This is a genomic window from Lamprobacter sp. (assembly GCF_034860625.1).
Lineage (GTDB): Bacteria > Pseudomonadota > Gammaproteobacteria > Chromatiales > Chromatiaceae > Lamprobacter.
The window spans coordinates 1-4,977 of record NZ_JAYESN010000226.1 but is presented as its reverse complement, the minus strand read 5'-3'; the positions used below and the strand labels follow the sequence as shown (position 1 = coordinate 4,977).

Annotated in this window: 6 protein-coding genes and 1 pseudogene; all 7 read left to right on the top strand. The window is 67.0% G+C overall.

Annotation, left to right across the window (positions count from 1 at the left end):
- Positions 1-503: 503 nt before the first annotated feature.
- Positions 504-659, top strand: coding sequence for a hypothetical protein (locus VBE63_RS24635; RefSeq protein WP_323685656.1), 156 nt, complete (start codon positions 504-506; stop codon positions 657-659).
- Between the two features lie 137 nt (positions 660-796).
- A complete protein-coding gene (gene ssb, locus VBE63_RS24630; RefSeq protein WP_323685657.1) occupies positions 797-1,177 on the top strand; it encodes a single-stranded DNA-binding protein in 381 nt (126 codons plus the stop codon).
- Positions 1,161-1,352 carry a hypothetical protein gene (locus VBE63_RS24625; protein ID WP_323685655.1) on the top strand — a complete coding sequence of 64 codons (192 nt, stop codon included), beginning with the start codon at positions 1,161-1,163 and terminating at the stop codon, positions 1,350-1,352. The genes ssb and VBE63_RS24625 overlap by 17 nt, the downstream gene beginning before the upstream one ends.
- A 43-nt stretch (positions 1,353-1,395) precedes the next feature.
- Positions 1,396-2,406 (top strand): recombinase RecT, encoded by a 1,011-nt coding sequence (locus tag VBE63_RS24620; RefSeq protein WP_323685654.1) that lies wholly within the window; start codon positions 1,396-1,398, stop codon positions 2,404-2,406.
- Between the two features lie 79 nt (positions 2,407-2,485).
- Positions 2,486-3,499: a lambda-exonuclease family protein gene (locus VBE63_RS24615; protein ID WP_323685653.1), complete on the top strand. Its 1,014-nt coding sequence runs from the start codon at positions 2,486-2,488 to the stop codon at positions 3,497-3,499.
- A gap of 245 nt (positions 3,500-3,744) precedes the next feature.
- The gene (locus tag VBE63_RS24610) at positions 3,745-4,704 is read left to right on the top strand and encodes an AAA family ATPase (protein ID WP_323685652.1); all 960 of its coding nucleotides are present in this window, start codon (positions 3,745-3,747) and stop codon (positions 4,702-4,704) included.
- Positions 4,701-4,977, top strand: a pseudogene (locus tag VBE63_RS24605) (hypothetical protein); the annotation flags it as partial. The gene VBE63_RS24610 and the pseudogene VBE63_RS24605, both read left to right, overlap by 4 nt.

The window sequence follows — 4,977 nt, the reverse complement described above, 5'->3', positions numbered from 1 at the left end:
AGCCGCACCAAGGGCTGCCTCGGCGGCTGAAACCATCAGCGCGAGCAGCGAACAGACCAAAAGGGCGCGTTGAGCATGCATGCGCCCATGGTCGAAGGTTCGACGCGCCGGCGCGACAGCGAAAGCTCATCGTTTCGCATCGCTTTTGCGCCGGGCCGACTGCGGTTGCGACGTTCAGGAATCTGAATCGCTGCGCAGGCGTTCGCAACGGGCCAGCGTATGGCGAATCAGGTCGATTCCGCACGCCTTTGTCGACTGCGCTCCGCGCCCAAACCCCGAATACTCCTCACCGACAGCGCACTCAGTCTTGCCAGGCTAAGCAAAGCGCTCCTGTTTTCCTGATCGCGCGCGTCCAACCGCCCGCGATCCCTGAGACCGAAGACGCTATGAGTCTCACCCCGTTCGGGGCCTGCAAGCGCGTCCTGCCACGGATCCTGCTGATCCCCTGGCGATCCGTGGTCCCTGACCCTCCATCCGGGGCCTCAAGACCCCAGGAGTCTGCCATGTTACCCCTCTTCGCGCGCCTGCCACGCCGCTGGAAGGTGCTGTTCTGGCGCCTGAGCGACCGACTGCGCAAGCCGCGCATTGCTCCACCCTTGCTTGCCGAGGACGAGCCAATCGACCTGCCCGCGTCCCTGCGTCGCCCTCGCCGGCGCTAACCCGCTGCTCCCGCCGCGCTCATCATCGATGGGCGCGGCTTCTCTGCGACAGGAGACCGCCAGATGCTGAACAAGACCCAACTGATCGGCCACCTTGGCCGCGACCCGGAGGTGCGTCACAGCGCCGATGGCGCCCGATCGCCCATCTCTCACTCGCCACCACTGAGCGCTGGACCGACAAACAGGGCCAGGCGCAGGAGCGCACCGAATGGCACCGCGTGGTGCTGTTCGCCCGCACCGCCGAGATCGCCGAGCGCTATCTGCGCTGCGGCTCGCTGATCTACGTCGAAGGCCGGCTGCAGACACGCCGCTGGAACGACGACAACGGCCAGGAGCGCCAACGCACCGAGGTGGTCGCCGAGCGACTGAAGCTGCTCGATCGACGCCCGGCCGAGGCCGCACCTCCAGCGGCCGCAACAGCGACCGGCGCGAACGCACGCACAAAACCCGCCGGGCCACCTGCCCGGCGTGCGCCCGAGCCTGCCGTCGCCGACTTCAACGATGACCTTCCGTTCTGAGCCCCAACCCGCGTCGCGTCGCCGCCAACGCCGGGCCACAGCCTGTGGTCTGCGTCGGCGCGCGGCACTGCTGCGCGGTTGCGCTCGGCGCGCCGAGGACCCGGTCCCCACGCTCACCAGGCAACGCGCCCAGCGCTTCGCGCGGCGGGCGCGGCGCCTAGAGCAGGAGGTCTGAGCCGCGCAGGCCCCTTCATCCCACAACTTGAGCGGAGGTCCGCATGACCCGTTCCTTATCATCAACGCCCGCGGGCGATCAGCCACGCATTCCGATGCCGGCGGTCGACCCAGCCCTGAACCTCACTCCGAGCACCTGGAAGGTGCTCACTGAGTCGATCTTTCCCGCAGCGAAGACCGCTGATGGGATTCTCCTCGCGGTGCACTACTGCGCCGCCCGCAACCTCGACATCATGAAACGCCCAGTGCATGTCGTGCCGATGTACTCCAAGGCCCAGGGCCGGGAGATCGAGACGGTCTGGCCCGGCATCGCCGAGCTGCAGACCACCGCCGCACGCACCGGCCAGTGGGCCGGCATTGATCCACCGCGCTTTGGGCCGCTCGAAGAGTGCACCTTTCGCGGTCGCCTCAAACGCGATGGCGCCTGGCAGGATCTGGAGAGCACGGTCACCTTCCCCGAATGGTGCGAGGTCACCGTCTACCGTCTGATCAGTGGCCAGCGCTGTGCCTTCACCGAGCCGGTGTTCTGGCTCGAGGCCTATGCGCGCTTCGGTGGCGCCTACTCTGAACTGCCAACCGACATGTGGCTCAAGCGCCCACGCGGTCAGCTGATGAAATGCGCCAAGGCGGCTTCCTTGCGCACGGCCTTTCCCGAAGAGGCCACTTATACCGCCGAGGAGATGGAAGGCCGGGTGATCGAGGCCGATGCCGGCGTGAGCGTGCCGAATCCCACGTCAGCGAACGGCTCGAGTCCCCGCCACAACCCTGAACCCTCAGTCGCCGAATCGACCACGCCCACGGACGAGCAGCCGCCTGCCGCCGTTGCTGAGTCGACGACTGCGTCGGTTGCGGCAGACGCTGCCCCACCCACCACAGCACTCGATCCGGCCCTGCAAAGCCGCATCGATCGGGTCATCGCCCGCGCCGGCGAGAACGCCGCCTGGCGTGAGGCGGCGCAGTATCTGCGCGAGCGCTGTACCGGTGGTGCACTGGACTACGCCTTACAGGCACTGCACCAGGCGCAGCACGCGGACGAACACCGGCAAGCGGCCTGATCGCCATTGCCCCGATCACGACGGCCGATGCGCACCCAAGCGGTGTTGGCATCGGTCGTCCTCACACCCGGAGTGCATGATGAGACTCATCGATGTCGCCCAGCGCAGCGACGCCTGGCAGGCGTGGCGCGCGCAGGGCATCACCGCCTCGGAGATGCCGGCCATCCTGGGACACTCGCCCTACAAGACGCCCTGGCGGCTCTGGGCTGAGCGCACCGCACTGGCCCGGCCACCGGATCTGTCCAACAACCCGCATGTGCAACGCGGCAACCGGCTCGAAGAGGCCGCCCGCCACTGGTTCGAGCAGCGTTATGACACCCTGCTGATGCCGCTGTGTGCCGAAGCCGATGCCGAGCCGATCCTGCGTGCCTCCTTCGACGGGCTCAACGACGCCGGCGAGCCGGTGGAGCTGAAGGTGCCCGCCCCGAAAACCTTTGCTGACGTGCGCACGCATGGCCGCGCCTCGCTCGCCTATCGGCTCTACGCCGTGCAGGTCCAGCATCAGCTCTATGTGGCGGATACCCAAACCGGCTATCTGGTCTTCTACCAGGACGCGGACAACGTCGAGGTCTTCGAGCTGCAACGCGACCCGGCGCTGATCCGCCGCCTGGTCGCCGAGGGCCTGGCCTTCTGGACGGCGATCCAGTCCAAACAGGAGCCGGAGAAAGACCCGGCGCGGGATCTGTTCATCCCAACCGGGGAACAGGCTGAGGCCTGGCGAGCGCTGGCCGGTCGCTATCGGCGCGTGCAGGCGCGCGTGCAGGACCTTGAAGCCGAGTTGAAGGCCGAGAAACGCGACCGTGATGCGCTGCAGACCGATTTGGTCGCTTTGATGGGCGACGCGCTCATCGCCGAGTCGGATGGACTGCACATCACCCGCTTCTGCGCCAAGGGCAGCGTTGATTATCCCGAACTGCTCAAGGCCGTGCTGCCGAACCTGGATGCACTGACCTGTGAGCGCTTTCGCCGCAAGCCCTCGGAGCGGGTGCGCGTGAGCGTCCAAGAACAGGCCGACAAGGCCAGCATCGGTTTCGATGCCGATGCCGTGGCCCAGGCCGCGGATAGGGCCGATGCGAAGGACTTCTGGTTCTAAGCCCGGCCTGATCCTGATCGAACGCCCGACCGTCCTGCCTGTTGGCAGGCGGTCGGCCTCGGTGTCCTCCTGCTGAGGGTTTCGAGGCGGACCGCAACGGTTTTCTGTGCGCCTGTCGGAGCGCCTTAAAAGACCCGACCTCAACGCCGGCCTCAGCTGTCCGAGGCCCAATCACCACCCCACGGGGAGCGCGCTCCCCTGCAAGGGATGGGCTGTCTCCTCGTTCACCGAAGGAGACCGATCCCATGCCCCGACTCCAACGCTATGCCGTCGCGCAGACCTTTGAGGTCCAGGCCCCGACCGGACTGAGCATCGAGGGCTATGACGATGAGCAGCATCCGTTGGTGCCGTTGCGCACGCCCTATGTCTTCCGCCAGGGCCTCAATGCGGTGCTGGCGTTCCTACGCTGCGCACATGGCGATGGCCTGTTGCTGACCGGCCCGACCGGTGCCGGCAAGACCTCGCTGATCCGCCAGATCGCCGCCCGGCTGCATTGGCCGGTGCAGGAGGTGACCTGTCATGGACGGCTGGAATTCAACGAGCTGCTCGGTGGCTTCCAATTGATCCGTGGTGAGACCGTCTTCATGCACGGCCCGCTGGCGATCGCCGCGCGCGAGGGTCAGCTGCTGATCCTCAACGAGCTCGATCTGATGGACCCGGCCGAGCTGGCGGGCCTCAATGATGTGATCGAGGGGGCGCCGCTGGTGATCCCGGCCAACGGTGGTGAGGTGATCCAACCGCATCCGAAGTTTCGCCTGATCGCCACGGCCAATTCGGCCGGTGCCGGTGATGCGACCGGCCTCTACCAGGGTGTGCTGCGGCAGAACCTGGCCTTCCTGGATCGCTTCCGCGTGCTGCAGGTCGCGTATCCCGACGCCACGGTGGAAACCAGGCTGCTCGAACAGTTGGTCCCGGAGTTGCCGCGCGAGATCCGCGAGAAGCTGGTCAGCGTCGCGCAGGAGGTGCGCCGCCTGTTCCTCGGTTCCGAGGCGGATGACGCCCAGGGCGGCGAGCTGACCATCACCCTCTCGACCCGCGCCCTGGTGCGCTGGGCGCGGCTGGCGGTGACCTTCAAAGGGGCACCGAATCCGCTCGCCTATGCGCTGGATCAGGCGCTGACCGCGCGCGCCGAGGCCGAGGAGCGCACCGCCATTCATCGCATTGCCGCCGATGTGCTCGGTCCACTGTGGACGGGTCAGCCGTGAGCACACCTGGTGCGTCCAATTGGCGGCTGTTTCGCTATCACCACACCGATGGCACCTCCAAGGACTGGGCCTATCGACGCCTGGCCGACGGTGATTTGGAGATCTGCTGGGGACGCACCGGTCAGGTGCGCCAACACCGCCAGTATGCGGCACGGGACGGGACGCTGGTCCTGCGCCGCGCCGCTGAGAAACAGGGCAAGGGCTATGTCGCGCGCGGCGAGGGCGGGCTGAAGGACGGGGCCCGGGTGTTGTTGAAAAGCACGGTGTTAGCCA